Source organism: Sphingobacterium sp. B29, assembly GCF_001952815.1.
In the GTDB taxonomy this organism is placed as follows: domain Bacteria; phylum Bacteroidota; class Bacteroidia; order Sphingobacteriales; family Sphingobacteriaceae; genus Sphingobacterium; species Sphingobacterium siyangense.
Window position 1 is genome coordinate 5,483,048 of the sequence record NZ_CP019158.1, and the last position, 25,641, is coordinate 5,508,688.

Annotated in this window: 22 protein-coding genes and 2 pseudogenes; 8 read left to right on the forward strand and 16 right to left on the reverse strand. The window is 38.7% G+C overall.

Annotated elements, in window-relative coordinates; all coding sequences use genetic code 11:
• Positions 1–283: 283 nt before the first annotated feature.
• The gene (locus BV902_RS23530) at positions 284–2,182 is read right to left on the reverse strand and encodes an alpha-L-fucosidase (protein WP_075994017.1); all 1,899 of its coding nucleotides are present in this window, start codon (positions 2,180–2,182) and stop codon (positions 284–286) included.
• Between the two features lie 380 nt (positions 2,183–2,562).
• Between BV902_RS23530 and BV902_RS23535 the strand changes: the two genes are divergently transcribed.
• The 4 genes from BV902_RS23535 to BV902_RS23555 all read left to right on the forward strand — a co-directional run bounded on the left by BV902_RS23535 (position 2,563) and on the right by BV902_RS23555 (position 5,323).
• The gene (locus BV902_RS23535; protein ID WP_075994018.1) at positions 2,563–3,015 is read left to right on the forward strand and encodes an SRPBCC domain-containing protein; all 453 of its coding nucleotides are present in this window, start codon (positions 2,563–2,565) and stop codon (positions 3,013–3,015) included.
• 93 nt (positions 3,016–3,108) lie between these two features.
• A complete protein-coding gene (locus BV902_RS23540) occupies positions 3,109–3,537 on the forward strand; it encodes a DUF1801 domain-containing protein (protein WP_075994019.1) in 429 nt (142 codons plus the stop codon).
• Between the two features lie 8 nt (positions 3,538–3,545).
• Positions 3,546–4,475: a DUF1801 domain-containing protein gene (locus BV902_RS27875; RefSeq protein ID WP_216640406.1), complete on the forward strand. Its 930-nt coding sequence runs from the start codon at positions 3,546–3,548 to the stop codon at positions 4,473–4,475.
• A gap of 23 nt (positions 4,476–4,498) precedes the next feature.
• Positions 4,499–5,323, forward strand: a complete 825-nt coding sequence (locus BV902_RS23555) for a VOC family protein (RefSeq protein WP_083663747.1) — start codon at positions 4,499–4,501, stop codon at positions 5,321–5,323.
• Between the two features lie 75 nt (positions 5,324–5,398).
• Here the strand turns inward: BV902_RS23555 and BV902_RS23560 are convergent, their stop codons facing one another.
• Both BV902_RS23560 and BV902_RS23565 read right to left on the reverse strand, forming a co-directional pair.
• Positions 5,399–5,818, reverse strand: coding sequence for a SufE family protein (locus tag BV902_RS23560; protein WP_075994020.1), 420 nt, complete (start codon positions 5,816–5,818; stop codon positions 5,399–5,401).
• Positions 5,819–5,830: 12 nt separating this feature from the next.
• A pseudogene (locus tag BV902_RS23565) lies at positions 5,831–7,053 on the reverse strand (SufS family cysteine desulfurase).
• Positions 7,054–7,243: 190 nt separating this feature from the next.
• Here BV902_RS23565 and BV902_RS23570 point away from each other — a divergent pair.
• Entirely contained in the window at positions 7,244–8,236 is a 993-nt protein-coding gene (locus BV902_RS23570) for an acyl-ACP desaturase (RefSeq protein WP_075994021.1), read from the forward strand.
• 79 nt (positions 8,237–8,315) lie between these two features.
• On the opposite strand, the gene BV902_RS23575 is transcribed toward BV902_RS23570, so the two are convergent.
• The 9 genes and pseudogenes from BV902_RS23575 to BV902_RS23610 all read right to left on the reverse strand — a co-directional run bounded on the left by BV902_RS23575 (position 8,316) and on the right by BV902_RS23610 (position 16,706).
• Entirely contained in the window at positions 8,316–9,845 is a 1,530-nt protein-coding gene (locus BV902_RS23575; RefSeq protein ID WP_075994022.1) for a peptide MFS transporter, read from the reverse strand.
• Positions 9,846–9,899: 54 nt separating this feature from the next.
• Positions 9,900–11,168: a POT-type proton-dependent oligopeptide transporter gene (locus tag BV902_RS23580; protein WP_237241807.1), complete on the reverse strand. Its 1,269-nt coding sequence runs from the start codon at positions 11,166–11,168 to the stop codon at positions 9,900–9,902.
• 58 nt (positions 11,169–11,226) lie between these two features.
• Positions 11,227–11,673 (reverse strand): annotated as a pseudogene (locus BV902_RS28615) (peptide MFS transporter); the annotation flags it as partial.
• 137 nt (positions 11,674–11,810) lie between these two features.
• Complete coding sequence (locus tag BV902_RS23585) at positions 11,811–12,140, reverse strand: helix-turn-helix domain-containing protein (RefSeq protein ID WP_046671770.1); 330 nt, start codon at positions 12,138–12,140, stop codon at positions 11,811–11,813.
• Positions 12,141–12,206: 66 nt separating this feature from the next.
• Positions 12,207–13,577: a Mur ligase domain-containing protein gene (locus tag BV902_RS23590; protein WP_075994023.1), complete on the reverse strand. Its 1,371-nt coding sequence runs from the start codon at positions 13,575–13,577 to the stop codon at positions 12,207–12,209.
• A 7-nt stretch (positions 13,578–13,584) separates the two neighbouring features.
• On the reverse strand, positions 13,585–14,424 hold the full coding sequence (gene prmA, locus BV902_RS23595; RefSeq protein ID WP_075994024.1) for a 50S ribosomal protein L11 methyltransferase: 840 nt from the start codon (positions 14,422–14,424) through the stop codon (positions 13,585–13,587).
• A 9-nt stretch (positions 14,425–14,433) separates the two neighbouring features.
• On the reverse strand, positions 14,434–15,201 hold the full coding sequence (gene tpiA, locus BV902_RS23600) for a triose-phosphate isomerase (protein WP_075994025.1): 768 nt from the start codon (positions 15,199–15,201) through the stop codon (positions 14,434–14,436).
• 11 nt (positions 15,202–15,212) lie between these two features.
• The gene (locus BV902_RS23605) at positions 15,213–16,379 is read right to left on the reverse strand and encodes a putative sugar nucleotidyl transferase (protein WP_083663748.1); all 1,167 of its coding nucleotides are present in this window, start codon (positions 16,377–16,379) and stop codon (positions 15,213–15,215) included.
• A gap of 78 nt (positions 16,380–16,457) precedes the next feature.
• Positions 16,458–16,706 (reverse strand): type B 50S ribosomal protein L31, encoded by a 249-nt coding sequence (locus BV902_RS23610; RefSeq protein ID WP_046671774.1) that lies wholly within the window; start codon positions 16,704–16,706, stop codon positions 16,458–16,460.
• 225 nt (positions 16,707–16,931) lie between these two features.
• Between BV902_RS23610 and BV902_RS23615 the strand changes: the two genes are divergently transcribed.
• Positions 16,932–17,270 (forward strand): DUF2853 family protein, encoded by a 339-nt coding sequence (locus BV902_RS23615; RefSeq protein ID WP_075994026.1) that lies wholly within the window; start codon positions 16,932–16,934, stop codon positions 17,268–17,270.
• 23 nt (positions 17,271–17,293) lie between these two features.
• Here BV902_RS23615 and BV902_RS23620 read toward each other — a convergent pair whose 3' ends face one another.
• Both BV902_RS23620 and BV902_RS23625 read right to left on the reverse strand, forming a co-directional pair.
• Positions 17,294–17,938, reverse strand: coding sequence for a carbohydrate-binding family 9-like protein (locus BV902_RS23620; RefSeq protein ID WP_075994957.1), 645 nt, complete (start codon positions 17,936–17,938; stop codon positions 17,294–17,296).
• 79 nt (positions 17,939–18,017) lie between these two features.
• A complete protein-coding gene (locus BV902_RS23625) occupies positions 18,018–19,124 on the reverse strand; it encodes a phosphotransferase enzyme family protein (protein WP_075994027.1) in 1,107 nt (368 codons plus the stop codon).
• 230 nt (positions 19,125–19,354) lie between these two features.
• On the opposite strand from BV902_RS23625, the gene BV902_RS23630 reads away from it, so the two are divergent.
• Both BV902_RS23630 and BV902_RS23635 read left to right on the forward strand, forming a co-directional pair.
• A complete protein-coding gene (locus BV902_RS23630; protein WP_075994028.1) occupies positions 19,355–20,701 on the forward strand; it encodes a Gfo/Idh/MocA family protein in 1,347 nt (448 codons plus the stop codon).
• Between the two features lie 144 nt (positions 20,702–20,845).
• Positions 20,846–22,138 carry a hemolysin family protein gene (locus BV902_RS23635; protein ID WP_075994029.1) on the forward strand — a complete coding sequence of 431 codons (1,293 nt, stop codon included), beginning with the start codon at positions 20,846–20,848 and terminating at the stop codon, positions 22,136–22,138.
• Between the two features lie 97 nt (positions 22,139–22,235).
• Here BV902_RS23635 and BV902_RS23640 read toward each other — a convergent pair whose 3' ends face one another.
• Positions 22,236–23,825, reverse strand: a complete 1,590-nt coding sequence (locus BV902_RS23640) for a peptide MFS transporter (protein ID WP_075994030.1) — start codon at positions 23,823–23,825, stop codon at positions 22,236–22,238.
• Positions 23,826–23,908: 83 nt separating this feature from the next.
• Positions 23,909–25,483: a peptide MFS transporter gene (locus tag BV902_RS23645; protein WP_083663750.1), complete on the reverse strand. Its 1,575-nt coding sequence runs from the start codon at positions 25,481–25,483 to the stop codon at positions 23,909–23,911.
• Between the last annotated feature and the right edge of the window lie 158 nt (positions 25,484–25,641).

A 25,641-nucleotide genomic window follows, 5' to 3' on the forward strand; every position in this document is an offset into this window, starting at 1 on the left:
AATGATAGCAAAACTAAAACCATAAAATAGTAAAGGTAATGTTTGAATTAGTAAATGTATAGTTCTGCACAGTATTTGAATGTTCTCAAAAAAGTTACTTTTAATCATTAAATCAGACACAGCATTAGTCCATAACAAGTGAAAAATTTATATCGTTTTTTTTGATTCGAATTTCGTACCAGTCAACACAAGAACAGCTAATCTTTCGACTAGCTGTTCTTGGTATTAAACCTAGATAGATTTAAACAAAGGATCGACAGATGCTCACTAAGCTCAATACAAATTATTCGGGCAGCAATATGACTTCCAAAAACTTCACCATTTCTGCCCCCGCTATAGTATGGGCATGTAATTCAATAACTTGCTTGCCCTTTGGTAATAGCACCGTACCCAATTCCAGTTGATTGTCATGCAAACTGACAGAAGACGACGGATCTATTGTAAAATCCATATTCTTCCCCCCTAAATTTAAGCCGAGCTTCCCTCCCGTACCTGCAACATCTTTCACATACCGTATAGCCACCTTGAAGCGTCCACCATTTAACACATTCGTTTCCCATCTCAAACCTTGACTTAAACTAGTCCACCCCGTCACATAGTAGCGATTCCTTTTACCATCCCCAAACTTCATCGGACTACCTATCTGTTTTGCATAAAAGGTCAGTAGCCGATTTTTATTGATATTATGATCCACATACATTAAATCAGGATTTATTGGATTAGCTATCGTATCCTTCAATTGCACCACCACAACCAGGTCATCCTTCTGAGACGTAATTTGATCTATAGGAAAATGCAGTCCATCTTTTTCGGATCTATATTTTCTGATCGTTTCTCCCGACAATAACGAAACAGAATTAACCTTAGCAATCAGTCCGCCGACAATAAGATCATTCCGTAGAGGGCGTTCGAAAATATGTAAATACAGGGTATTTTTGCGCTGTGTAATGACTCCCCAGGGCTGACGAGGTAAACGAGATGGTCCAACAGCAATGACACTTTCACTATTCCCCCGCATCCACTGTCCTAAGCCCTTTAAAATTTCCACGTCAGCACTGTCGATGCTTCCGTCACCTTTTGGGCCAACATTCATTAGAATATTCCCACCCATGGCCCTAGCCTTCGCTAAGAGTTTGATAAAATGAGCGGTCGGTTTATGGCTCTTATCGGTCGACGAATAGCCATAAGATTCATTTGTAGTTGGTATGGCCTCCCAATAAGCGCCAGAAGCAACTGGATAATACTCCTCAGGTCGATCTGCCGTATTCAGATAATCGCCATAATTCTTTTCCTCTGTACGGGCCAATCGACCATTGACTATGATATTCGGATCTGCTGTTCGAATAGCCTTTAAAATTCTCAGGTTTTCAGATAGCGGCAACTTATGAGGTGTATCAAACCACAACAAATCCGGATGATAGCGCTGAATAAGCTCCTCAATCTGTGGAATCGCCTTTTGATCTACATAATGCCTGGCCTTTGTCAACCATTCTGGATGTTTGTCAAACCAATTTGTACCACCCAACAATTTATCCCCACCTGGATTACTGTAATCCCAGTCATTGCCCGGAGCATCCGGATGCTCCCAATCAAAAGCATGTGAGTAATAGAATCCAAACAAAAGCCCATGTTTATGGCAGGCTACTGCTAATTCCGCCAATGGGTCCCTTTTAAATGCGGTGCTTGACAATGAATAATCACTTGAAAATGCGGAAGGGTACATCGCAAAGCCATCATGATGCTTAGCCGTGATGATAAAATATCTCATCCCTGCATTTTTTGCCAACAATACCCATTCCTCTGCATCAAACTTTAAAGGATTAAATCTACGTGCAGAATCAAGGTATTCAGTACGTGGGATTTTCATCACACGCATCAGATGCTCCGCATAGCCCCCTCCCGGCCTCCCCTCCCAAATATTTCCATATTGAGAATAAACACCCCAATGAACAAACATCCCAAATGAGGCTACCTTCCATTTTTCTAGGCGTTGTTCACGAGTTAATGCAGCTTGTTTCCACCAACCAGTTTCTGCTTCAACAATCGCATTTTTATCACGTGCTGTCGCATCATTAAACATATTTGAAGCCTCATTGCCCTCATTTACATTTTTAATCTGTGCGCTCGAAAACAATATTCCCGAAGAAAGTATAAGAAGAAAAAAACACTTGATTTTAAACATAACTTGGTTTTATGAAGATGGCAAATCCAACCTGAAGGATTTCAGGCAGACACCCTTTCTAAATTTATTGAATTATCGTTCCTGGTGACCTAATGGAAGGAATACAGGATCGATTTTAACTATAATCAAAAATAATCTAAAACTACATTTTATTAGTGTACAATTCGTTCGTTTTAGGGGAAATATTGATCCGAGTCCCAAAAAAGAAAACCTATTCTTTAATAGGATGTTTATATCGTATATACATCTTAAAATAAATAAACAGTGATCTAAGCAATAGATTGCCCCCATGGTCACCAAAAGATCTTTAAATATTTTTAACATAATCAGATACAAGCTATCTGTATTTATTGAATATTTGTCTAAAACTTTAAATTAATATGGAAAAACTAACCGCCAAAGCCAGCATCCAAATTCAGAAACCAATCAACGAAGTTTTTGAGGCCATTGTAGATCCTAATAAAATGAATCACTATTTTATAAAATCTTCAACTGGACGTCTAGAGACAGATAAAACGGTAGAATGGACATTTCCAGAATTTCCCGACAGTTTTCCCGTGACAGGAAAAACCATCAGCCCCAATTCTTATATCTCTTTTGACTGGAGTGGAGGACTTCCCAATCAACTGGTAGAAATCACACTATCCACATTCGGAGAAAACGCGACGGTCATAAAGATTACAGAACACGAAATGAACAACGATGCAGATGGAATTCTGATTATGATGCGACAAACAGAAGGTTGGGCCAACTTTTTAGCGTGTATGAAAGCCTATCTAGAATATGATATCAATCTGAGAACTGGAGCTTTCGATTTTATGTTCCAAAAATAGTGCTATCTAAAAATAGCTGCTCATCGAATTACTTCAAACACAATATATTCCAATTAAAGTTATCCGAATATCCGGCAAAGACTTCAACTATACATGGCAAAAAATAAAACGGCATATACCGAAGCATCTGTCCAAGACTTTATAAAAACAGTTGACGACCCACAAAAACAAATCGATAGTGCAACACTGATACAACTTATGGAAGCCACAACGGGTGAGCCGGCTAAAATGTACGGACCAACTATCATCGGATTTGGAAACTATCATTATACCTATGAAAGTGGGCATGAAGGCTATGCTCCTTTGATCGGATTTAGTCCCCGAAAATCAGCAATCTCCCTTTATGTATTTACCGGTGCCGATGAGCACCGACATTTGGTCGATCAGCTCGGGAAATTCAAAATAGGCAAAGCCTGCATATACATCAAGAAATTAAGTGACATCAATATAGAGATACTCCATCAGCTTATGTCCGAAACGATACAGTTTATTGAAAATAAGTATACGAGAATCAAAGAATAACACAAATTATGGCAACGAGCATCGCAACAATAGACGAATATATCAATCAATTTGAAGAGGAGAAAAAAGAATATCTGATCAAGGTGAGACAGCTTATTGCTGGCTTAGTCCCTCCTTCTGCAGATGAAACGATCTCTTATCAAATGCCGACCTTCAGATACAAGGGTAATATCATCCATTTTGCGATGAACAAAAACCATTTGGGCCTCTATCCAGGACCAGCTGCTATTGCGTACTTCGCTACAGAACTCAAAAATTTTAAGACCACAAAAGGTGCGATACAAATCCCCTTGGATCAACCGATTCCAACACAAATAATTACCGATATTGTCAATTTTAATATTGATAAGCTTAAAGACAAACAAGGCCCTAATTGGTACCAAAGCCGAGGGAACTGGCAGGAGGCCGAAGAACTCATGCAGCAAATCATCCGGCAAACTTCCTTAAAAAAGGAATTCAAATGGGGGAGTTACATCTATACTCATAAAGGAAAAAATGTCATCGGTTGGGGCGGCTTTAAAAATTTCTTTTCCCTCTGGTTTTATAATGGTGTATTCTTAGCCGATCCGGATAAACATCTCATCAGTGCCTCCGAAGGAAAAACGAAAGCATTACGACAATGGCGCTTTGAAGACGTTATGGATATGGATGTCGAAAAAATAGCCGCCTATATCCAAGAATCCATCCAAACCATTGACGAGGGAAAAGAGCTCAAACCAACGAAATCTCCAACGAAGGCCCCCACTGGCCTATTATTAGAAGCACTACAGGCAGATCCGACCTTCGGGGAAAGTTTCCGGGCTTTAACACCAGGAAAACAGAAAGAATACATCGCGTACATCGATGAGGCCAAGCAAGAAAAAACGAAACAATCCCGTCTTGAAAAAATTAAGCCGTTGGTCCTCGCTAAAAAGGGATTGAACGACAAATACAAATAGGTGAACGCTAAAACAAAAAGAAAATGATGAATAATTCAATTATCCCATCCATTTGGTTTGATCAAAACGCGCAGGAAGCCTTTGATCTTTACTGTCGCATCTTCCCCGAAAGCCATATTGGCAATAGCTCTCCCATCGTTGTTGAAGCTGTCCTAAACGGTGTAAAATTTATTGGAATAAATGGAGGCCCCATATTCAAACCCAACCCCTCCATATCATTTATGGCCATTTGCGAAAGCAAAGAGGAAATTGATCGTATCTGGAATTCACTTTCTGAGGGCGGCAATACCTTAATGCCACTAAACTCCTACCCTTGGAGCCCTTACTACGGCTGGCTGGCCGACAAGTTTGGTGTCAATTGGCAATTATACCTCGGTAAACTAAGCGACACCAACCAACAGGCAATTGTACCAACCTTAATGTATTGCGGAGAGCAACAGGGAAATTGTGAACAGGCTTTAGCATTTTATGCAGAATTATTTCATGATTTTCGAAGCAATGGGATCATGAAATACACAGCAGGTGAATATATCGGATCAATCCAACATACCCAATTTTTAGTCCGGGATTTTACGCTCATGGCAATGGATAGCGGAGTTCCTCAAACTTTCACGTTTAACGAAGGTATTTCACTCACAATCCTCTGTAAAGATCAGCAGGAAATTGATTATTTCTGGAATAATATCACGAAGAAAGGTAAAGAGAGCATGTGTGGCTGGTGTAAAGACGAATTCGGCGTAAGCTGGCAGATCGTACCCGAACAAATTGCAACATTACTACAGCGACCGGGGGCGAATGAAGCGCTCATGAAAATGAAAAAAATCATTATCCAGGAGCTCATAGGATAATTTCAAGAGAGACCTCAAGCTCAGGATAAGAGCTATGTAAAATAGTATTAAAAAAAGGGGATGAATAATCCCCTTTTAAGCTTTCACTTGCAATGCCAATGCGTACAATTTCATCTGTTTAATCATGGATAGCAAGCCATTTGCCCTTGTCGGTGACAAATGTTCTTTTAACCCTATTTTATCTACAAAATATAAATCGGCATCAACGATCTCCTTGGCGCTGTGTCCAGATAGCACTTTGACCATTAAACTCACCAAGCCTTTTGTGATAATCGCATCGCTATCTGCCGTAAAATACACTTTCCCATCTTTTATTTCCGGGAAAAGCCATACTTTGGACTGACATCCTTTGATGATATATTCATCTGTTTTGTATTGTTCATCAATTAGAGGCACTTCTTTTCCCAGCTGGATGATGTACTCATATTTTTCCATCCAATCCGTAAAGAAAGCAAAATCCTCAATTAATTCATCCTGTATTTCATTAATGGTCATACCTATTTTTTATTAAACCAACATATTGACCGCGCGTTGGATACCAGCGACCAAAATATCTATTTCCTCTTTTGTATTATATACGGCTAAAGAAGCACGAATAGTTCCCGGGATGCCGAACCTATCCATGACAGGTTGGGCACAATGGTGGCCTGTACGCACAGCGATTCCTAATTTATCCAAGATCACACCAACGTCATAAGGATGCGTGCCGTCGATTACAAATGAAATAACGGAACATTTCTTCTCGGCCGTTCCAATAAACCGCATACCTGGAATTTCAGCCAATTTCTCCGTAGCGTACTGCAACAAATCGTGTTCGTAGGCCTCGATATTTTCCAGACCTATAGAATTGATATAATCGATAGCCTCGTTCAGACAGATACCGGCTTCAATATTGGGCGTACCCGCCTCAAATTTAAAGGGCAGTTCGTTATAGGTCGTTTTTTCAAAAGTAACCTCTTTAATCATATCTCCACCACCTTGATAAGGCGGCATCGCGTTCAATAAGTCCTCTTTACCGTATAACACCCCAACTCCAGTAGGGCCGTACATTTTATGCCCGGAGAATACCAGAAAATCTACATCAAGCTTTTGAACATCAATCTGTATATGTTGAACCGCTTGTGCAGCATCAACTAACACAACAGCACCATGTCGGTGAGCAATTGAAATCATCTCACGCACAGGATTGATTGTCCCGAGGGAGTTTGAAACATAGGTTACTGCAACTAATTTGGTTTTCTCATTAAACAAATTGCGGTAGGCATCCATATCAAGCTCACCTTTATCATTCATCGGAATAACCCGAATTTTACAGCCCTTTTCATCACAAAGCATCTGCCAAGCACAATATTAGAATGGTGTTCCATCGCTGAGATAATAATCTCATCACCTTCGTGGATAAAAGCTCTGCCATAACAAGTTGCGATCAGATTAATTCCATCTGTTGTTCCTTTAGTGATAATGATTTCCTTATCTTCAGTAGCATTGATGAAAGCCTGAACTTTTTTCCGAGTCACCTCAAAAGCGTCCGTCGATATCTGACTAAGATAATGTACGCCCCGATGCACATTACTATTCATATCTGTATAATAATGTACAATCGAATTGATAACAGAACTCGGCTTCTGTGTTGTCGCGCCGTTATCCAAATAAACCAATGGTTTACCATTGACCTCTCTCTTCAGAATCGGAAAATCGGCACGTATTTTATCTATATTAAATTTTTCCAACGTCGTCTAAATAATTTATACAAAGTTAATAGTATTTTATCGAATACAGGCTGGCCAATCTGTTTTTTATGTCATTATCAATGTCGGTTTTCCAAGGTATCCTCAGCCAAAAAAGGATTTTCTGGCATTTTAAACAATTATAGTTCGCTTTTATAATTTATTGATGCTATTTAGTTACCTTTGTAATGATATGCAAGAATTACCTCTAAATTTACCAGAAGGCTCACGTAAAGAAGTGATGGCCTATTTGGAACCGTTCATGCTCAATGAGATGAGCGAATACCTGAAGCCTGTTGAAGACATGTGGCAACCTGCCGATTTTCTTCCAGATTCTTCTAGGGACACTTTTTTTGAGGAAGTAAAAGAGTTGCAGGAAAGTGCAAAAGAACTCTCTTATGATTTGGTCGCAGTATTAGTTGGAGACACCATCACCGAAGAGGCCCTTCCAACGTACGAATCATGGTTAACCATGGTAGAAGATGTTGACAAAAACGAGCAGGGTGGATGGATGAAATGGGTACGCGCTTGGACGGCTGAAGAAAACCGCCACGGTGACCTGTTGAACAAATACCTTTATTTGTCAGGCAGAATAGACATGCGCCAATTTGAAATGTCTACACAATATCTTATTCAAGACGGTTTTGATATCGGCACTGGTGCAGACCCTTACCGGAATTTTATTTATACTTCATTTCAGGAATTGGCAACCAACGTTTCCCACCGTCGTGTATCTGGGCTTTCTAAAAAAAGCGGTGATAAACTTTTGGCAAAAATGTGTGGTGTCATCGCATCTGATGAAGCACGCCATGCCAAAGCCTATATGTCTTTTATTTCAAAAGCAATCACAGTAGACCCGAGTGAAGTCATGATTGCATTTGAGGATATGATGCGTAAAAAAATCGTTATGCCAGCCCAGTTCTTAAGAGAAGCAGGCGAGCCCCAAGGAGAAGCATTTGCACATTTCTCGGACGCGGCCCAACGATTGGGAGTATATACTGCTTTGGACTACGTGGATATCTTGAAAGAGCTGAATAGTGAGTGGAAAATAGATCAAGTTACTGGCCTGAATGATAAAGGTGAGAAAGCGAGAGATTATCTACTGAAACTACCCGATCGTTTGGCTAGACTGGCTGATCGGATGAAGGTTCCAGAAAAAGATTATAAATTCAAATGGATTTATTGATATAAAAAAAAGCTTGATTTAATAATCAAGCTTTTTTTATGTTGAACGAATAACTTTACTGTGTCAAAATTATTAACGCTTATTTCACGTTACCCATCAATTTACGCACAACAGGCGACAAGGCTATAAGCACCACACCAGCAATCAGAGAATATAAGCCTAATTGTTTATAACTCTCCGTATAAGTCACCAGTTTATCCGCCAAGGAACTGCCTTCCTTAGCTTCGGCCATACTAGCACCGATCAAACCTGCTACATACTGACCGTAAGCACTCGCCAAGAACCACATTCCCATCATGATACCTTGCAATCTCGCCGGAGACAATTTCGTCATAATGGAAAGACCAATTGGTGATAGACAAAGCTCCCCAACGGTAATAACAAGCAGCGCAAGCGTAAAGACATCCAATGAGGTCATACCGTCGTGAGCGAATAAACGCGTAGCAAATAGAACATAATAACCTAATCCCAAGAAAACAAAACCAAGACCAAACTTAATAATGGTATTTGGCTCAAGTTTACGTTTGCCCAGCCAAATCCAAAAAAGGCCAAAAAGAGGTGCTAATGCAATAATAAATAACGCTCCACCTGAATTGTTAACACCATTTGGATCGAGCGTCATAACGCCCAATAAAGAATCATTCAAATGCTTAGCAGCAAAGATGCTTAAGGAACCGCCACTTTGCTCATATATTCCCCAAAAGATAATCGAGAAAAGAATAAACACCAGGGCAGCAATTAATTTCTTCCGCTCTTCAGCAGTCACTTTAGACATTTCATAGAAAAGATACAAAAGCGTCAATGGGCCAATTGTGTACATAAAATAGTCTGTATACTGCGTTTTTGACACCATGATCTGAATGATAGGGATAAAAATCAACGTGGCAATATATACAGCATATTCTACCCATTTTGGAAGTGCCTTTGTTTTTACAATCGCATCAGGGTTACCCGGCTGAAGTCCAATTGGCCCCAAATGTCTTTTAGTGAAATGAAAATTCACTAAACTAACCAACATTCCTACCGCCGCCAAGCCAAAAGCAACATTCCAACGATGTCCCTCAGAAATAATTGACGTCAGCATATATCCTTTACCGATCGCAACACAGATATATCCGCCTAAGAATGCACCTAAATTTATTCCCGCATAAAACAATGAAAAACCACCATCACGACGAACATCACCTTTTTTGTACAGCTCGCCTACCATCGTCGATATGTTGGGTTTAAAAAAACCGGTACCTATAATGATAAATGATAAACCAAAAAAGAAATACTTATGCGGATCTGCTGCAAGAAATAAGCTCCCTACGATCATCAATAAGCCACCCCAGAATAAAGACTTTCTAAAACCAAGAATTTTGTCTGCAAACAGCCCACCTATAAATGTAAACGCATAAACAAATGCCTGTGTCGCTCCATATTGTAAATTGGCATCCTTTTCAGCAAAGTTTAATTGTGTGATCATAAAGAACACCAACATACCGCGCATACCATAGAAACAGAACCTTTCCCACATCTCGGAAAAAAACAAACTCCAGATTTGCTTTGGGTACTTTCCGTCAAAATTTTGAATCTCTTCTAGCGATTCCCTTGTACTAACCTCCATACTAATTTATATTAATCAAAAAAGCTTCTTTCGTAAAAGAAGCTTATATATTTGTTATTTAATTCCGTGCATCAATCGTTTAATCAATGGATTAAACAGCATTACTAACAGGCCTGCTAAGGCAGGAATTGCTGTAAATAAAAAGAAGAAGTAACTCAAGGAGTGTTCCTCTTGAATGGTCTCGACTTGTCCCCCCAATGCTGCAGCAAGTTTCTGCGCAATAGCGATTGCCAAGTACCAGATGCCAAACATAAATGCAAGCATGCGCGCAGGCACCAATTTCGACACATAAGATAAACCTACAGGCGAAATAAATAATTCACCCAATGTATGGAACAAATAGGTCAGCACCAAAAATACCATCGAAATTTTTGTCCCCTGACTTATTCCTATTGATCCTAATCCAATAATCAAAAATCCTATCGCAACCAAGATCAGTCCAAAACCATATTTAAAGGCCGCCGATGGATTATACTTCGACTCCCAAATTTTGGATACCGAAGAGGCAAGTGCAATGATAAAAAATGAGTTTAGAATAGAGAACCAAGAAACTTTGATTTCTGATGCTTCTTTATTGAACTCATTGTACAACATCCAGATTACTGCTCCCCAAATCAACCCAAAACAGATAAACAATACGATATTTGAAATGGCAATTTTGTTCCAGGTTACTTTTGCCAATTTAATCAGAACCCAAGAGATAATTGAAAGCGGTACAATCGTCAATAAACCATTTACCACATTAAAGGTCGTCAATGCAGCACCAGTAAGTGATCTATCAATATTATCTCTAGCCACAAGAACTAATGAAGTTGCTCCCTGCTCAAAGCTCATAAAAAAGAAGACCAAGAAAAAAGCCAACAGCACAACTGCGAACATCCGATCCCGCACCACTTTGTCGTAACGCAATATCCGAGTAACAACAAGATAAATAAAGAGAATCAACGCCACAATGACCATTATATACTGCCCTCTTAGAAACGGCGTATCCAACGCAGCAAACACATCACGAATCCCATTTTTAGACAAGGGGTCATTAAAAGCGTATACAAAACCAATAATAGAAACGATCGCGATCAATACATAATCCCGTATGGTAAATGGATTTCTTGTATCCGTATCCTCAGCGATAACTTTATGCTCCCCAAAGGTGGATTTATTTAAAACACCAAGATTTCCCATGAGTGGTTTTGCGAAAACAAACTGCAGTGTTCCCAAAAGCATAAAGATACCAGCCAAACCGAATCCCCAATGCCAGCCATAAGTTTCGGCAATATATCCACATAGCATCATACCAAAGAAAGCACCGGCATTGACCCCCATATAAAATATGGTATAAGCGCCGTCTTTTTTTTTCTGGCAGATCTTTATACATCTCACCTAAGATAGATGGCATGTTAGGCTTGAAGAAACCCGTTCCGATAACTAGACACACTAAACCAAGGAAAAACATAATCGAAGTATCAAAGGCCATGGCAGCATGGCCAAGCGTCATAATCGCCGAACCGATGATCACAGCTTTACGTGATCCAATATATTTATCCGCTATAATCCCTCCTATAATAGGAGTTAAATAGAGCATCATGGCATAGGTCCCATAAAGTGCTCCAGCTTGTTGTGCAGTCCAGGACCATCCAGAGAAAGGACTACCTTGAATAACTGCAGCAGTTAAAAACTGCATTAAGAGTACACGCATCCCGTAGAACGAAAAACGTTCCCACATTTCAGTAAAGAAAAGGACAAAAAGCCCTGAACGCTGTCCCAATACATTTGACTTAAAAAAATCAGTCGACGGGCTAGTCGTAATATCCCCGTTTAATCTCCCCATAAATAATCAACCTTTATTTTTTTGATAAAATACTTACAAAGAAACAAAAACAAAATCACTTTTGACCAAAATAAAGTTGCATAAACAAAAAAAGGCAACCCTTTGGATTGCCTTTTCGGTAACAATTTTAATATGCCTTATCTTTTGTGCAATTGCTCATAAAGATCAATAACCTTTTTCTGCAATTCAATTACTTCGCTATCGCGTTGTTGTAATTTTTGCGTCAAAGCATTCACCTCATTTACATACTCTTTGTCTTCTTCAGAATCAGAGGTAGATAAAAGTTGAACAACTGTCAAATTGAATAATTTTGAGATTTGATTCAGGCGAGACAAATTCACATCTGTAATCCCTGTTTCAATTTTAGAAAATGCTGGGATTGAGATATCCAATCGTTTTGCAACATCCTCTTGACTCCACCCCTTTTGGTGTCTAAGTAATCTGATTTTTTTTCCTAATGCATTCATCTGGTAGATATTTTAAACAAAAATAATAAATTACAATTTAATTTACATTAAATTATAATTTTTTCTCTAAAAATCTCTAAAAAACCGATCAGCCAGCACGGACAAATTAACCCCATTATAATTATTTAAACTCATAAGAAGTAAATTGTAGCCCTTTGATTTGACACCATCTAAAAATGAATAGAGTCCGTCTAAACTTACAACAACCTCTAAATCAGGATTATTAAAATTATCTTTAATATTATTTGGGACACTTTCGATATCTTTATTAAGTTCTTTACAAGAATTTATATTCACGTAGACCACAGATACATCCGACTCTTTCATCGAGTTTGCATATTGTAACAAAAAGGAAGAATCTAAACTATCATACGAGTTTAATTCGATAATTGTGACCAATTTCTGATTAGGAAATTGCTCTTTCACGGCGTGAATACTTGACTTCACTTTATCCGCATTACAGGCATAATCCTGATAAACCACCGATCCTTCCGAGCTTGCAACAAATTCCAAATAACGAATCGAAGTATTAAAACTTTTTATAGCCTCAAAGAACTCCTTTTTTTTGATCCCCAACCATTCGCAGATCGTATAGGCCCCAGCAATATTAGATAGGTTGTGCTTGCCAAACACTTGCAAAGGAACATCTCCATCCGGTGTATTGATATAGGTTACCCCCTTATTAATTGTATAATCTGGAATCTTATAGCCATGTCTATTGATCTTACAATCTTTCGTATCTTGAAGAACCTTCTGTAAAACAACATCTTCCTTATTATAAATTAAGGTACCTTTAGGCGGAATTGAGTCAATAAAATCTTCAAATTGTTTAATATATTCCTCTTGTGATATCTTCGAGTTAAACTCATTCCATACAATACCCGAAATTAAGGCTATATTCGGTTTATAATACAAAAACTTTGACTTCGGATCAATCTTGGATGAAACATATTCATCTCCTTCGATAATAATAATCTTATTATGCTTAGTAATATCGACCAACTTATCAAAGCCTCTTAATTGAGCCCCTACCAAATAGTCAAATTCTTTTCCTAGAAATCGCATAACGTGCATCACCATGCTCGTTATGGTTGTCTTGCCGTAACTTCCAGCAATAACCACCCGGATTTTATCCTGTGAAAGCTCTTGTATAAATTCTGGAAAAGAATAAATTTTAAGACCTAATTCCTGTGCTCGCTTTAATTCAGGATTATCTGCCTGGGCATGAGCCCCCAGGATCACAGCATCAATATCCTCCATCACTTTTTCCTCAAACCAGCCCAATTGATTGGGAAGCAAGCCTGCTTCAATCAAATGGGAACGGGAAGGCTCTACGATCTGATCGTCAGAACCTGTCACTTGATGCCCTTGTTTTGCCAATGAAATAGCAAGGTTATGCATCACACTACCACCTATTGCTATAAAATGAATCCGCATAGCTAAATTATCGCTTCACAAACTTGGCTGCACACCAATTATTTAAAACTTTTTTGGAGATAAACTCAAAACCTAATGACGTCGCCGCATCGCTTAAGATTGCTAAATCTTCCTGCTCATAGAAACCGCTTAGGTACAGCTCACCCCCTGTTCGAATGCTCAATGCATACTGAGGTAATTGTTCTAAAAGAATGTTACGATTAATATTTGCCAAAATCACATCAAAGACCCGACCTGTTAATACTTCGTAAGATCCACAGAGCGCCTCAATATGCTCAACATGATTGAGTGCCCTATTTTCGATCACACTTTCGACACATATTTCATCATAATCCACCGCCAACACAGAATTAGCACCTTTTTTTGATGCCAAAATGGCCAGAATCCCTGTACCGCAGCCCATGTCCAAGACCTGCTTGCCATTAAAATCATTCTCCAAAATATACTGAAGCATCATCGAAGTTGTTTGATGATGGCCCGTGCCAAAAGACATCTTCGGATCTATAATGATTTCATAGGGAAACTCAGGTTTTACCTCATGAAAAGTTGCACGCACATAGCATTGCCCCCCCACCTCAATTGGGTTGAAATTACTTTCCCACAATTTATTCCAATTCTGGTTTTCTATTTCCTGTATCTTATAATCGACCTCTAGGCCTTCATAAGGTTGAAGCATCAAAGTTTCTAATGCTTGCAAGTCAAGATTTGCAGCTGAAATATAAGCTGCAAATCCAGATTCGGTATCCTCAAAAGTATCAAAGCCAATATCAGCCAAATCAGATATCAACAAATCCTTCTGCCATTCTTCACCTGATCGCATTTGAAAGATAACCTCTACGTATTTCATTTCTAAAAATTAGCCGTTAAATACTTTAGCGATATCAATAAAATCTCTCGATTTTAAAGAAGCCCCTCCTATCAAACCACCATCGATGTCGGCTTGAGCAAACAAATCTTTTGCATTACCTGGATTACAAGACCCTCCATACAGAATACTTGTATTATCAGCAATCTCCTGACCATATTGATCAGCTAGCACCTCGCGGATAAATTTATGAACCTCCTGTGCTTGCTCAGGACTAGCTGTCAAGCCAGTACCAATTGCCCAAACTGGCTCATATGCCAATACCACAGATGCAAAAGCTTCTTTAGACAAGTGGAACAATCCATCTGTCAATTGTGTTTTGATCACATCAAAGAAAGCTCCAGATTCGCGTTCTTCTTTTGTTTCTCCAATACAGAATATTGGTGTTAAATCATGTTTTAATGCAATATCCACTTTAGATGCCAACAATGCATCAGTCTCACCAAAATAAGCACGTCTTTCAGAGTGCCCCAAAATAACATGTGAAGCGCCTACTGATTTTACCTGTGAAGCCGAAATCTCACCTGTATAGGCTCCGGACTCAGCTTGGTGAATATTCTGTGCACCGATATTTACATTTGCAACATTTTTCGACAATTGCCCAAGGCTTGACAAATGAATAAATGGGCTACAAACAACCAATTCTTGGTTTCCAATCACTTCATCTTTGGCCATATTGATAATTTCAGAAAACAAGCTCAATCCTGATTGATAGTCTAAATTCATTTTCCAATTACCAGCTACGATTTTTTTACGCATGATTTTACGATTTAATTATATTTTTTGTTAAGTTGATTCAATTTATCTTTAATCTGCTCCGTGAGCTCTTCCCCTTTTGATGCATACAGCGTCTCCAAATATGCCATAAACTTATCAAATTCATAAGTTTGCACACCTCCGTCGAACACCCAAGCAAATGACGGTACAAATTTAGCATAAAAACTTGTATCTGCTAGCATGCTTGCAATTCCAATTACCGTACCTGTATTTAAAGCCGAATTGATACCAAGGCGCGTATAGTCTCCAATAAAGGCTCCGCATTTTAACAGACCTGTATCCCGAACACCGTCCAATGCATAATCATAAATTGAAACGGTCTTTAAGTTATTCTTCAAATTGGAATTAGAGGTACCAGCCCCTAAGTTACACCAATCCCCTATCACCGAGCAACCTAGATAGCCATGATGCCCCTTGGCCGAAAAATCACCTATGACCGAATTCCCGATCTCTCCCCCAATGACACTCTGCTTCCCTATCGAAACATTGCCATAAATCGTGGCGCCCATTTTCACAACAGCTCCTTTACCAAGGTACAATGGACCACGCAAATGCGCTCCCTCCATAATTGTAACATCTTCATCGATATATATGGGGCCTTGGAGGGTATTGATCGTAGCACACTCCACGCTAACACGATCTGCTACATAAAGGTCATTTCCTAACAATTGATTCGTCACAGCTATACTGGACGACTGAACATCTTGTACCAGCAGATTGAAATCACGTGTTATTTCAGTTCCTGCAAGCAAAAACAGATCTTCTACCCCCTTTAGTAGATCCACTGACGTATCAATCTCTTGTACACGATAAGAACCCATATGTGCATAACAACAAGCGATAACGTATCCGCCCTGTACAAGGACCTCTCCTACACCCAAGCGCTGTATAGCCTGCAATAATACTATTGACGGGATAACGTTCTCAGACAGCCAAATAATCCCCTCTTCGTTCGAATGAGCGGCAATATAGTGTACATCAAATGCTAAAGCTAATTTTTGCCATTTCTCCCGTAAAGTCAGTATACCAACCCGAAGGTCCAAGCAAGATTTTACGAAAGTAAATGGATAAAGACTCTTTCTATCAAAAGTAGTTAATGGGGGGCTAAGCTTATCCAACAATTGGATCGAATCAAAGCAATCTGTAAAGAAGATTTTCACAAATTAAAAATAACAAAAAAAACTCGACAAATTATATTTATCGAGTTCTTAATATTGTAATATACAGATCTGCTACAATTATTTTTTGTTGTAACGGTTACGGAATTTGTCGATACGACCAGCAGTATCAACCAATTTCATTTTACCTGTATAGAAAGGGTGTGATGTATGAGAGATCTCTAGTTTTACAACTGGATACTCATTACCATCTTCCCATGTGATAGTTTCTTTAGTATCAACACAAGATTTTGTAATAAAAGCATAGTCATTTGACATATCTTTAAATACAACTAATCTGTAATTTGAAGGATGCAAATCTTTTTTCATTATTATTATGATTACGTATATTCAATTATTGAGGTGCAAAGATAACTTATAAAAATGTAACTTACAACAATTACCAAGAATAATTAGCTGAATTTTTCCACATTTTAATTAACGGCACTTATCAAGACTGCAAATGTAACATTCTTTCCCTGAACAAAAGAATAATTTTGTTTATCGACTTTTTTACCTAACTTAACTATCTACAATTAAATCACTTACATAATTATGAGCAAATTAGATGAAAAAATTGCTGCATATGTTGCAGAATCAAAAAAGCTAGGCTTATCATTAGATGAAGCATTTATTGCAAAAGTAACAAAAGGAATAGGACCTTCCATTTACAATGCAGACTCCGAAACCATCGCTGCATCAGATCCCGAAGAACTGAACCGTGTCAAACAAAATTTTTTGATCAAAAAATTAGGCCTAAAAGATGGCCCTGAGCTAGACAAAGCATTAGAGGAGGTTATTACCGCTATTGGCAAATCCAATAAAAATAAATACCGTGTATTAGTATATGCTTTATTGGCAAAGAAATTCAAAAAAGAATCTGTTTACCAATAAGCATCAACTTTTTTACTCAACTCCTAACCAAAGACCATTTCTCCAAAAAACTCGGGGAGATGGAAGTTAGGAGTTGGGTTTTCTATTTTATTCCAAGATATAAAATGTGGTTGTTTGAGATGATCACCACATTTGTAAAAATTCCCATGTATCCGTTTACCTTTCAGGTCTACAAGATCGTCAAACTGAAATACAGCAAATGGAATTACCTCAATCATACTCCATCGCTTATCGGAACCATTACGCTCAATTAAAGAGTAAGTACGCACCTGTTCTATTGTTGTACTATCCAATCGATTTCTACTCGCCTTTTCGGCCGGACCATAACCGATCAAACCCGTTCCAATTAGATTAAATTCAAGGTTATAATAATGTTTGCGTCCATCAAATGAAATAAAGAACTCCACACAACTATCTTCCCATACATTTTGATTTGTATCGGAATAATTACCCCGAAGTTGTTCTTCGACGACATCGTACTGCAACACTAGATATTCCCGGGTGTAGCCAATCTTAAATTGTACCTCAGGTTTATACGGGAAAGATTCGCTCCAATTATTAAACTCCAAAGAATGCGATTCAAGATTGCTTAAGAGCTTCGACAAAGTATGATAATCTAGTGTATTGGTCAGCTCCGCTGCGATAGGCAAAATGGTTAGTTTTTTCATTCGAATATTTTTTTTACAGAAAAAAGAAGCTTCATCTACGCGATGGAAGCTTCTCAATATGATTAAAGGTATAAAATTGTTAAATGCAATCAAAAACTACCTTACGCATAAATGCTTCATTCTTTTCCATCTCTTCAACCAATTTCAGTTGCGTATTTGTACGAACCAGATTATGGTCCTCATATTTAGTCTTGTAGTAATGATCTCCTTCCAAATAGTCCGTTAAGAAACGTACTCCTTGCATATAGGGCAATAAGAAGGCTCCATCTACTAATGTTTCTTTCTCCAAAGTTGTCAAGAAGTCATTAGCTTCCTCCAAATATCCTTCGGCATATGCCTTATATAAAGCAAGATTTAGCAGAATTTTCGATACATCCTTCTCATCCTCGGCAACGGGGTTAATAATCGTCCGAATAGCATCCCCAAAATCATATGCCACATAGCCCGGCATGACGGTATCTAAATCGATGACACATTGCATCTTATCGTGGCGATCTAAGAGCACATTATTAAACTTTGTATCATTATGTGTAATACGCAGCGGAAGCTCACCCTTACTACCAAGTTCAAGAATGGTTTTCATTCGATCTTCACGACTAAAGATAAAATCCAATTTGTCTTTCACCGACGCTACGCGTTGACAGACATCTTTAGCGATCGCTTTTCTAAGATTTTCGAGTCTAAACTCTATATTATGAAAGTTAGGAAGTACCTCAACGATCGATGAAGCATCTAAATCCGAGAGCTGCTTTTGAAACAAACCAAAAGCACGCCCCCCCTCAGCTGCCTGTACCTCAGTCTCTACAATATCATAGCTTTTGGTGTCCTCTATGAGGATAAACATGCGCCAATAATTACCCTGACTATCTTTTATATATAATTTCCCATCTTTTGTAGGAACAATTGTCAATACATGATCGCTGATTCTTTTTCCTTCAGCGACTTTAACTTTCTTACTAAGATGCTTGGTGACAATCTCAATATTATGCATTAATCCATCCACGTTCGGAAAAACATGGTGGTTAATACGTTGTAATAAATGCGATATACCGCTATCTACAGTAGTAACTACACGATAAGTATCATTGATATGACCAGAACCAAACGGTTGCACTGAAATGATATCTCCTTCTAATGTGAATTGTTTTGCTGCGCTCTCTACTACTAATTGGTTAAAATCAGACATTAAACTATGTTTTTTAAATCATCAATGTGCTTGCAATATCACAAATTGAATTAATAAATGATAATTTTTATTTCAATCAAACGTTTGCATGAAATTTAATAAAATTAAGCAAACGTTTGCACTTTCATTTATCCCAAATGAAATAATATATTTGTTAATAGTAGCCAGTCTTAAGGACTGTTTTCAAACAAGTAAATAACTAATATACAAACTCCTTATATCTCAAAACAATGGATAGAAGAAATTTCATAAAATCGACTGCCATCACTACAGCTGGAATCGGTGTCCTTTCAAGTACAGAATTATTTGCTCAAACAAATGGGAAAATAAAAATCGGTTTTATTGGCGTAGGCCTTAGAGGACGTAATCACGTTCAAATTGCCCTAAACAGAGATGATCTAGAAATTGTGGCTGTCTGTGACACCCAAGAAGAATCTCTAGCACAATGCCGTAAACAATTCAACGCAAAAGGCACCAAACTTCCAAAAGAGTATACTGGTGGGGTTGATGCTTACAAAAAGATGTTAAGCAATGAAAAATTAGATGCTGTCATTATTGCAACGCCTTGGCAATTCCACAAAAACCAAGCTATTGATGCAATGAAAGCTGGTCTATACGTGGGTTGCGAGGTTATTGCAGGTTTAACGCTACAAGATCACTGGGATATTGTGAAAGCATCCGAAGAAACTGGAAAACCTTACATGACCCTAGAAAATGTTGCATTCCGTCGTGATGTACTTGCTGTATTGAATATGCACAGACAAGGACTATTTGGTGAATTGTTGCACCTGGAAGGCGGTTATCAACACGATTTACGCGAGGTATTATTCAATGACGGAAAAGCCTATTATGGCCATGGCGTTGAATATGGCCCGAAAGCGATTTCTGAGGCACAATGGCGTACACAGTTCAATATCGACCAAGATGGTGATCTATACCCGACACACGGTTTAGGTCCAATTATGCAATTTGCAGATATCAACAAGGGGAACAGATTCACTCATATCACTTCGTACTCAAGTAAAGCCCGTGGATTGGCAGCCTATGTCAATAAAGTTTCCCCGGGACATCCTAACGGTAAGATCAATTACAAAAATGGTGATATTACACAAACGATGTTACAATGTGCGAATGGAGAAACCATGTTATTAACGCATGATACACACTTGCCAAGACCTTACTCTATCGGTTTCCGCGTACAGGGAACAGACGGTATTTGGATGGATGTTGCCAAAGGTATTCACATCGAGGGTAAATCCAAACCACACACTTGGGATTCAGCAGACGAGTGGGTAAAGAAATACGATCACCCAATCTGGCAAAAATATGAAGAGGTAGCAAACGGTTCTGGTCATGGTGGCATGGACTGGTTTGTATTCAATGCGTTCATTCAGGCTGTAAAACAAAAAGTACAGACTCCAATTGACGTGTATGATTCAGTAACCATGAGTGCTGTATTCCCACTATCTACCGAGTCAATTGCAAAAGGAAATAAAACGTTGGAATTCCCTGATTTCACAAAAGGAAAATGGAAAACCAAGAAAAATACCTTTATGTTAGATGATAGTGGAATGTAATTGAAAAAACATGCTTATTATCATAAAAGCCGTATTGAAAGATATACGGCTTTTTTTATGAATGCTTGACATAATCATAATAATCCTACTATTTGGCCGGTCTTTTCCGTAAATTAGCCTAGCAAACAACTTTTTCAACTCATTATGCTTACCGAAGCAATTATTATTTTAGTCCTGATTATTCTAAACGGAATACTATCGGCATCAGAAATATCCATCGTGTCCAGCAGAAAGGCAAGGCTACAGGCTGAAAGCGATAAAAACAATGCCGCTGCAAAAATAGCGCTAAACCTAAAAGAATCGCCCAACAGCTTTTTATCCACTGTACAAATAGGCATTACCCTTATTGGCATCCTAACCGGATTCTTTTCTGGCGGCAGTATTTCATCTTACCTCGTAGAGATCTTTAATAAATCCAGTATCATAGCCCCCTATAGCGAACAGCTCGCTGTAATCATTGTCGTCTTTATCATCACCTACTTTTCGTTGGTGCTTGGTGAATTAGTCCCCAAACGTATCGGTATGGCTATTCCGGAGAAGTATGCCATGCTAATCGCTTACCCGATGAACCTGCTCAGCAAAATCGTTCGGCCATTTGTATGGCTACTCAGTATGTCGACGGAGTTTATTGTCAAAATACTCAATATCAAGAGCAGCGGCAATAGTGTCACGGAAGAAGAAATTAAGGCATTAGTAGACGAAGGTGTCGACAGTGGTGTCATCGAAGGTATTGAGCACGATATCGTCGACCGTCTATTGAGTTTAGGGGACAAAAAGGCGGTCAACCTAATGACTCACCGCAAAAACATTGTTTTTTTGGATCTGGAAGATTCTTTTGAAGAAAATAGAAAGATCATACTGGACAACGATCATTCCATCTACCCGGTCTGTGAAGGTGGACTCGACAATATTAAAGGTGTTGTTCATGTAAAGTCCTTACTACGACAATGCCTCCAGAACGAAGCATTTGATCTCAGAACACTTATGTTACCGATCAAGTTTGTTAACGAATTCAGTTCATCGTATAGCATTATGAATACCTTGCGTACCTCCAGTATCCATCAAGCGGTTGTCATTGATGAGTATGGGTCACCACAGGGAATTATTACCTTACGGGATATCGTTGGCGATTTGGTTGGCAACATCACAGAAAGCGACCTAAGTGCCCGTCCGACAATACGTCAATTGGAAAACGGCGATTATGTTGTCGACGGACAATATCAGATTGAGGATCTTTTGGATGAATTTGAAATCGGTCTTTCCGAAGAAGACGAAGATGAGATCAATAACGTAACCACCGTAGGAGGCCTCGTGTTTCTAAGATTAGATCACGTACCCGAAGAAGGCGAACGTGTCCGATTTAAAAATCTAATTTTCGAAGTGCTTGATATGGATGGACACCGCATCGATAAACTGCTTTTAAAAGTGGAAGAATAAACATAAATAAGCATCAACAGAAAAGTAAAAAGAGATAAAAAAAAGGGCCAATCAGTGTATTGATTAGCCCTTTTTTTTGTGATGCTATCGATCCTGATTAATTGATCCCATGCATCATTTTTTTCAATATTGGATTGAAGACAATTAATAGCAATGCCGTAACCCCAGGAACTATTGCAAATATCATAAAGAAATAGGACATCGAATGTTCTTCTGTAATGCGATCAATGTATGAGCCTAAAAATCCACCGATAAAATTGGCAATTGCCGAAGCACAGAACCAGCAACCGAAAAGAAGCCCTAAAAATTTCTTTGGGGAAAGCTTACTAACATAAGACAAGCCAACAGGTGAAAGACAAAGCTCCCCTGCTGAATGAAAGAAATAGGCGATCACCAACCAAATCATACTCACAGACGCTGTCTTTGCTCCTTGAGGAATCTCGCTCGCTCCATAAGCTAATGCTGCAAATCCAATTCCCACCAATATTAAACCTAGCGCAAACTTAACTGGTCCCGAAGGATTCCAGACCTTCTCCCAGAATTTGCTAAATGACGATGCAAGTGAAATAATAAAAAATGCATTCAATATTTGAAACCATGAAGCTCCAACTTCCGATCCGGTTATTCCAATTTCTCGAAATACTTTCCATAAGCCCAAGCACCAAATGATACCAAATGAGACAGCGGTAAATAAAATAGTCAATGGATACTGTTTATATATTTTTCTAGCCAATGCTGTTAAAACGATCGTCACAATAACGATAGGCACAATAGTCAAAATAGTATCAATCCATTTAAATGTCACTGCTGAACTTCCAGACAGGACCCTCTGTGTATAATCCTTTGCAAAGATAGACATGGATCCGCCCGCCTGTTCAAAAGACAGAAAGAAAACTACACTAGCCAACATAAATATGGTGACAACTATTAACCTATCACGGACAACATGTGCAGGAATGACCTCTTCCTCCTCTTCGTGATTTTTGATCTTTTTCTCATGGTAAGCCTGAAGTGCTTTGGGTGAATCTCCGATAATTCCAAATATCTTTTGTCCAAAATAGAATTGCAACATACCAAAGAACATAAATACTCCAGCAAGCCCGAAACCATAATGCCAACCAATTTTTTCGCCGATATACCCACATAGAAGCATTCCCAAAAATGACCCGGCATTGATGCCCATGTAGAATATGGTATACCCTGCATCTTTTTTAGGACTTTGATCTGGATAAAGATTTCCCACCATAGAAGAAATATTAGGCTTAAACATCCCGTTACCCAAAATCATTAACACAAGACCCAGATAAAAGAAATTGGAATTCACGCCCTCAAATGCCATAGACAGGTGCCCCAATGTCATTACCAAAGCGCCTATCAAAATCGCCTTCTTAAAACCGGTTAGCTTATCCGCAATCATTCCACCGATCAATGGTGTTAAATAGACAAAACCAGTATACAAACCGTAAAGTTTCATGGCACGTTCGTTACTCCATTCCCATCCCCCATCAGCAAGGGAACTTATTAAAAATAAGGTCAACAATGCCCGCATACCGTAGTAACTAAACCGCTCCCACATCTCTGTAAAGAATAGCACAAATAATCCGGCAGGATGCCCATTTACCATCTTGTCATCGATCCCCTGCTTAGCAAGATGTGCTACAAGAACTTGATCTTTTTCTTGATTCATATAATTTCAATAATTGTTTTATAACTCAGGTTTTGTTTTTATTTTGATAAAAATCGCTTGAAGATACACTATTTTTCTATGAATTAATCAATTCCATGCATCATCTTTTTTATTTTTTTGTTACCCAGAATAAGAAATACAGCAGCCACCATAGGAATTACTGTAAATACAGCAAAGAAATATGACATGGAATGAGATTCTGTAATCTTATCAATATATGACCCAATAAAGCCCCCTATAAAATTAGCTATGGCATTGGCACAAAACCAAAAACCAAACAATAAGCCCAGGAATTTTTTTGGCGATAGTTTACTGACATAAGAAAGTCCGACCGGACCAATACATAATTCGCCCACTGTATGAAAAAAGTACGCCAACACCAACCAGATCATACTAACAGAGGCCGTCTTTGCACCGGTAGGAATCTCAGAGCTTCCAATAGATAAAGCTGCAAAACCAACTCCAACCAATGTCAGTCCCATTGCAAACTTAATTGGACCAGAAGGATTCCATACTTTCTCCCATATCTTACTAAACGATGTGGCCAACGTAATGATAAAGAAAGAATTTAACATCGGAAACCAGGATACAGTAACTTCGGAATTCATACCATAATATTCCCGATAAACTTTCCAAAGACACAAAGACCAAATGATCACAAAAGAAATACTCGAAAAAAGTATGATCATAGGGTATTTACGTACGATTTTCTTTGCTAAAACAAACAGTACTCCGGTAATTACCACAATCGGCAAAACCGTCAATGCAGCATCCAACCATTTAAATAAAACCGCCACTTCACCACTCAATACCCGTTGTGTATAATTTTTCGCAAAGATCGTCATCGAACCACCTGCTTGCTCAAAAGCTAAATGGAAAACAATACTTGACAACATAAAAATGGCTATTACCAGCAAACGATCACGAACAATATGCTTTGGATTTTCTTCTTGACCACCCGCAATATCGGTTAACTCGTCTTGTTTCTCGGGTGTATTTCCAATTTTTCCGAAAATGGGTTGTGCAAAATAGAACTGCAACATTCCCAAAAACATAAATACTCCGGCTAGCCCAAAGCCATAATGCCAGCCGATCTTCTCACCAATATAACCGCATAGCATCATTCCTAAAAACGCTCCCCCGTTGATGCCCATATAAAAGATGGTATAACCCGCATCTTTTTTACCTCCTTTATCCGGATATAATTTCCCTACCATCGAAGAAATATTGGGTTTGAACAATCCATTTCCCAAAACAATCAGCACCAAACCCGCCAAAAAGAAGCTTTTATTAAATCCCTCTAAAGCCATAGCGATATGTCCCAGCGTCATAATTATAGCTCCGACCATAATGGATTTTTTATATCCTGTCAGGCGATCGGCTATAATCCCACCGAACAGTGGCGTTAAAAACACCATCCCGGTGTACAAACCATAAAGCTTCATGGCCTCGGAGTTGGTCCAACCCCATCCTTGTTGTGCAATGGTAGAAACCAGAAAATTGACCAACAGCGCCCGCATACCATAATAGCTAAAACGCTCCCACATCTCTGTGAAGAATAATACAAACAAGCCGGCAGGATGCCCTTGTACCAATACATGTTCAGCCCCTACTTTTTGCAAATGGGTCTCAAGAACAGCATTTTTTTCAAAATTCATGTTTTTTTAGTCGTTATTTTTCAAAATAAGGTAGTGCGATTTCCATTTATAAAATATACCATTGGTAAACGGAAAAATCCGATGATCCTCTACACAAAGAAAGAGGTTGTTCACCCGTCTTCATATACTCAAGCAAGATAGTGAAGATTTTAATAGGT

Excerpts from the sequence above, each read along its gene's own strand:
- BV902_RS23615 (WP_075994026.1), top strand. The coding sequence starts at position 16,932 with ATGAGCAAATTAGATGAAAAAATTGCTGCATATGTTGCAGAATCAAAA.
- prmA (WP_075994024.1), bottom strand. The coding sequence starts at position 14,424 with ATGAAATACGTAGAGGTTATCTTTCAAATGCGATCAGGTGAAGAATGG.
- BV902_RS23575 (WP_075994022.1), bottom strand. The coding sequence starts at position 9,845 with ATGGAGGTTAGTACAAGGGAATCGCTAGAAGAGATTCAAAATTTTGAC.
- BV902_RS23530 (WP_075994017.1), bottom strand. The coding sequence starts at position 2,182 with ATGTTTAAAATCAAGTGTTTTTTTCTTCTTATACTTTCTTCGGGAATA.
- BV902_RS23630 (WP_075994028.1), top strand. The coding sequence starts at position 19,355 with ATGGATAGAAGAAATTTCATAAAATCGACTGCCATCACTACAGCTGGA.
- BV902_RS23560 (WP_075994020.1), bottom strand. The coding sequence starts at position 5,818 with ATGACCATTAATGAAATACAGGATGAATTAATTGAGGATTTTGCTTTC.
- BV902_RS23590 (WP_075994023.1), bottom strand. The coding sequence starts at position 13,577 with ATGCGGATTCATTTTATAGCAATAGGTGGTAGTGTGATGCATAACCTT.
- BV902_RS23540 (WP_075994019.1), top strand. The coding sequence starts at position 3,109 with ATGGCAAAAAATAAAACGGCATATACCGAAGCATCTGTCCAAGACTTT.
- BV902_RS23645 (WP_083663750.1), bottom strand. The coding sequence starts at position 25,483 with ATGAATTTTGAAAAAAATGCTGTTCTTGAGACCCATTTGCAAAAAGTA.
- BV902_RS23610 (WP_046671774.1), bottom strand. The coding sequence starts at position 16,706 with ATGAAAAAAGATTTGCATCCTTCAAATTACAGATTAGTTGTATTTAAA.
- BV902_RS23555 (WP_083663747.1), top strand. The coding sequence starts at position 4,499 with ATGATGAATAATTCAATTATCCCATCCATTTGGTTTGATCAAAACGCG.
- BV902_RS27875 (WP_216640406.1), top strand. The coding sequence starts at position 3,546 with ATGGCAACGAGCATCGCAACAATAGACGAATATATCAATCAATTTGAA.
- BV902_RS23635 (WP_075994029.1), top strand. The coding sequence starts at position 20,846 with ATGCTTACCGAAGCAATTATTATTTTAGTCCTGATTATTCTAAACGGA.
- BV902_RS23585 (WP_046671770.1), bottom strand. The coding sequence starts at position 12,140 with ATGAATGCATTAGGAAAAAAAATCAGATTACTTAGACACCAAAAGGGG.
- tpiA (WP_075994025.1), bottom strand. The coding sequence starts at position 15,201 with ATGCGTAAAAAAATCGTAGCTGGTAATTGGAAAATGAATTTAGACTAT.
- BV902_RS23640 (WP_075994030.1), bottom strand. The coding sequence starts at position 23,825 with ATGAATCAAGAAAAAGATCAAGTTCTTGTAGCACATCTTGCTAAGCAG.
- BV902_RS23625 (WP_075994027.1), bottom strand. The coding sequence starts at position 19,124 with ATGTCTGATTTTAACCAATTAGTAGTAGAGAGCGCAGCAAAACAATTC.
- BV902_RS23580 (WP_237241807.1), bottom strand. The coding sequence starts at position 11,168 with ATGGGGGTCAATGCCGGTGCTTTCTTTGGTATGATGCTATGTGGATAT.
- BV902_RS23570 (WP_075994021.1), top strand. The coding sequence starts at position 7,244 with ATGCAAGAATTACCTCTAAATTTACCAGAAGGCTCACGTAAAGAAGTG.
- BV902_RS23535 (WP_075994018.1), top strand. The coding sequence starts at position 2,563 with ATGGAAAAACTAACCGCCAAAGCCAGCATCCAAATTCAGAAACCAATC.
- BV902_RS23620 (WP_075994957.1), bottom strand. The coding sequence starts at position 17,938 with ATGAAAAAACTAACCATTTTGCCTATCGCAGCGGAGCTGACCAATACA.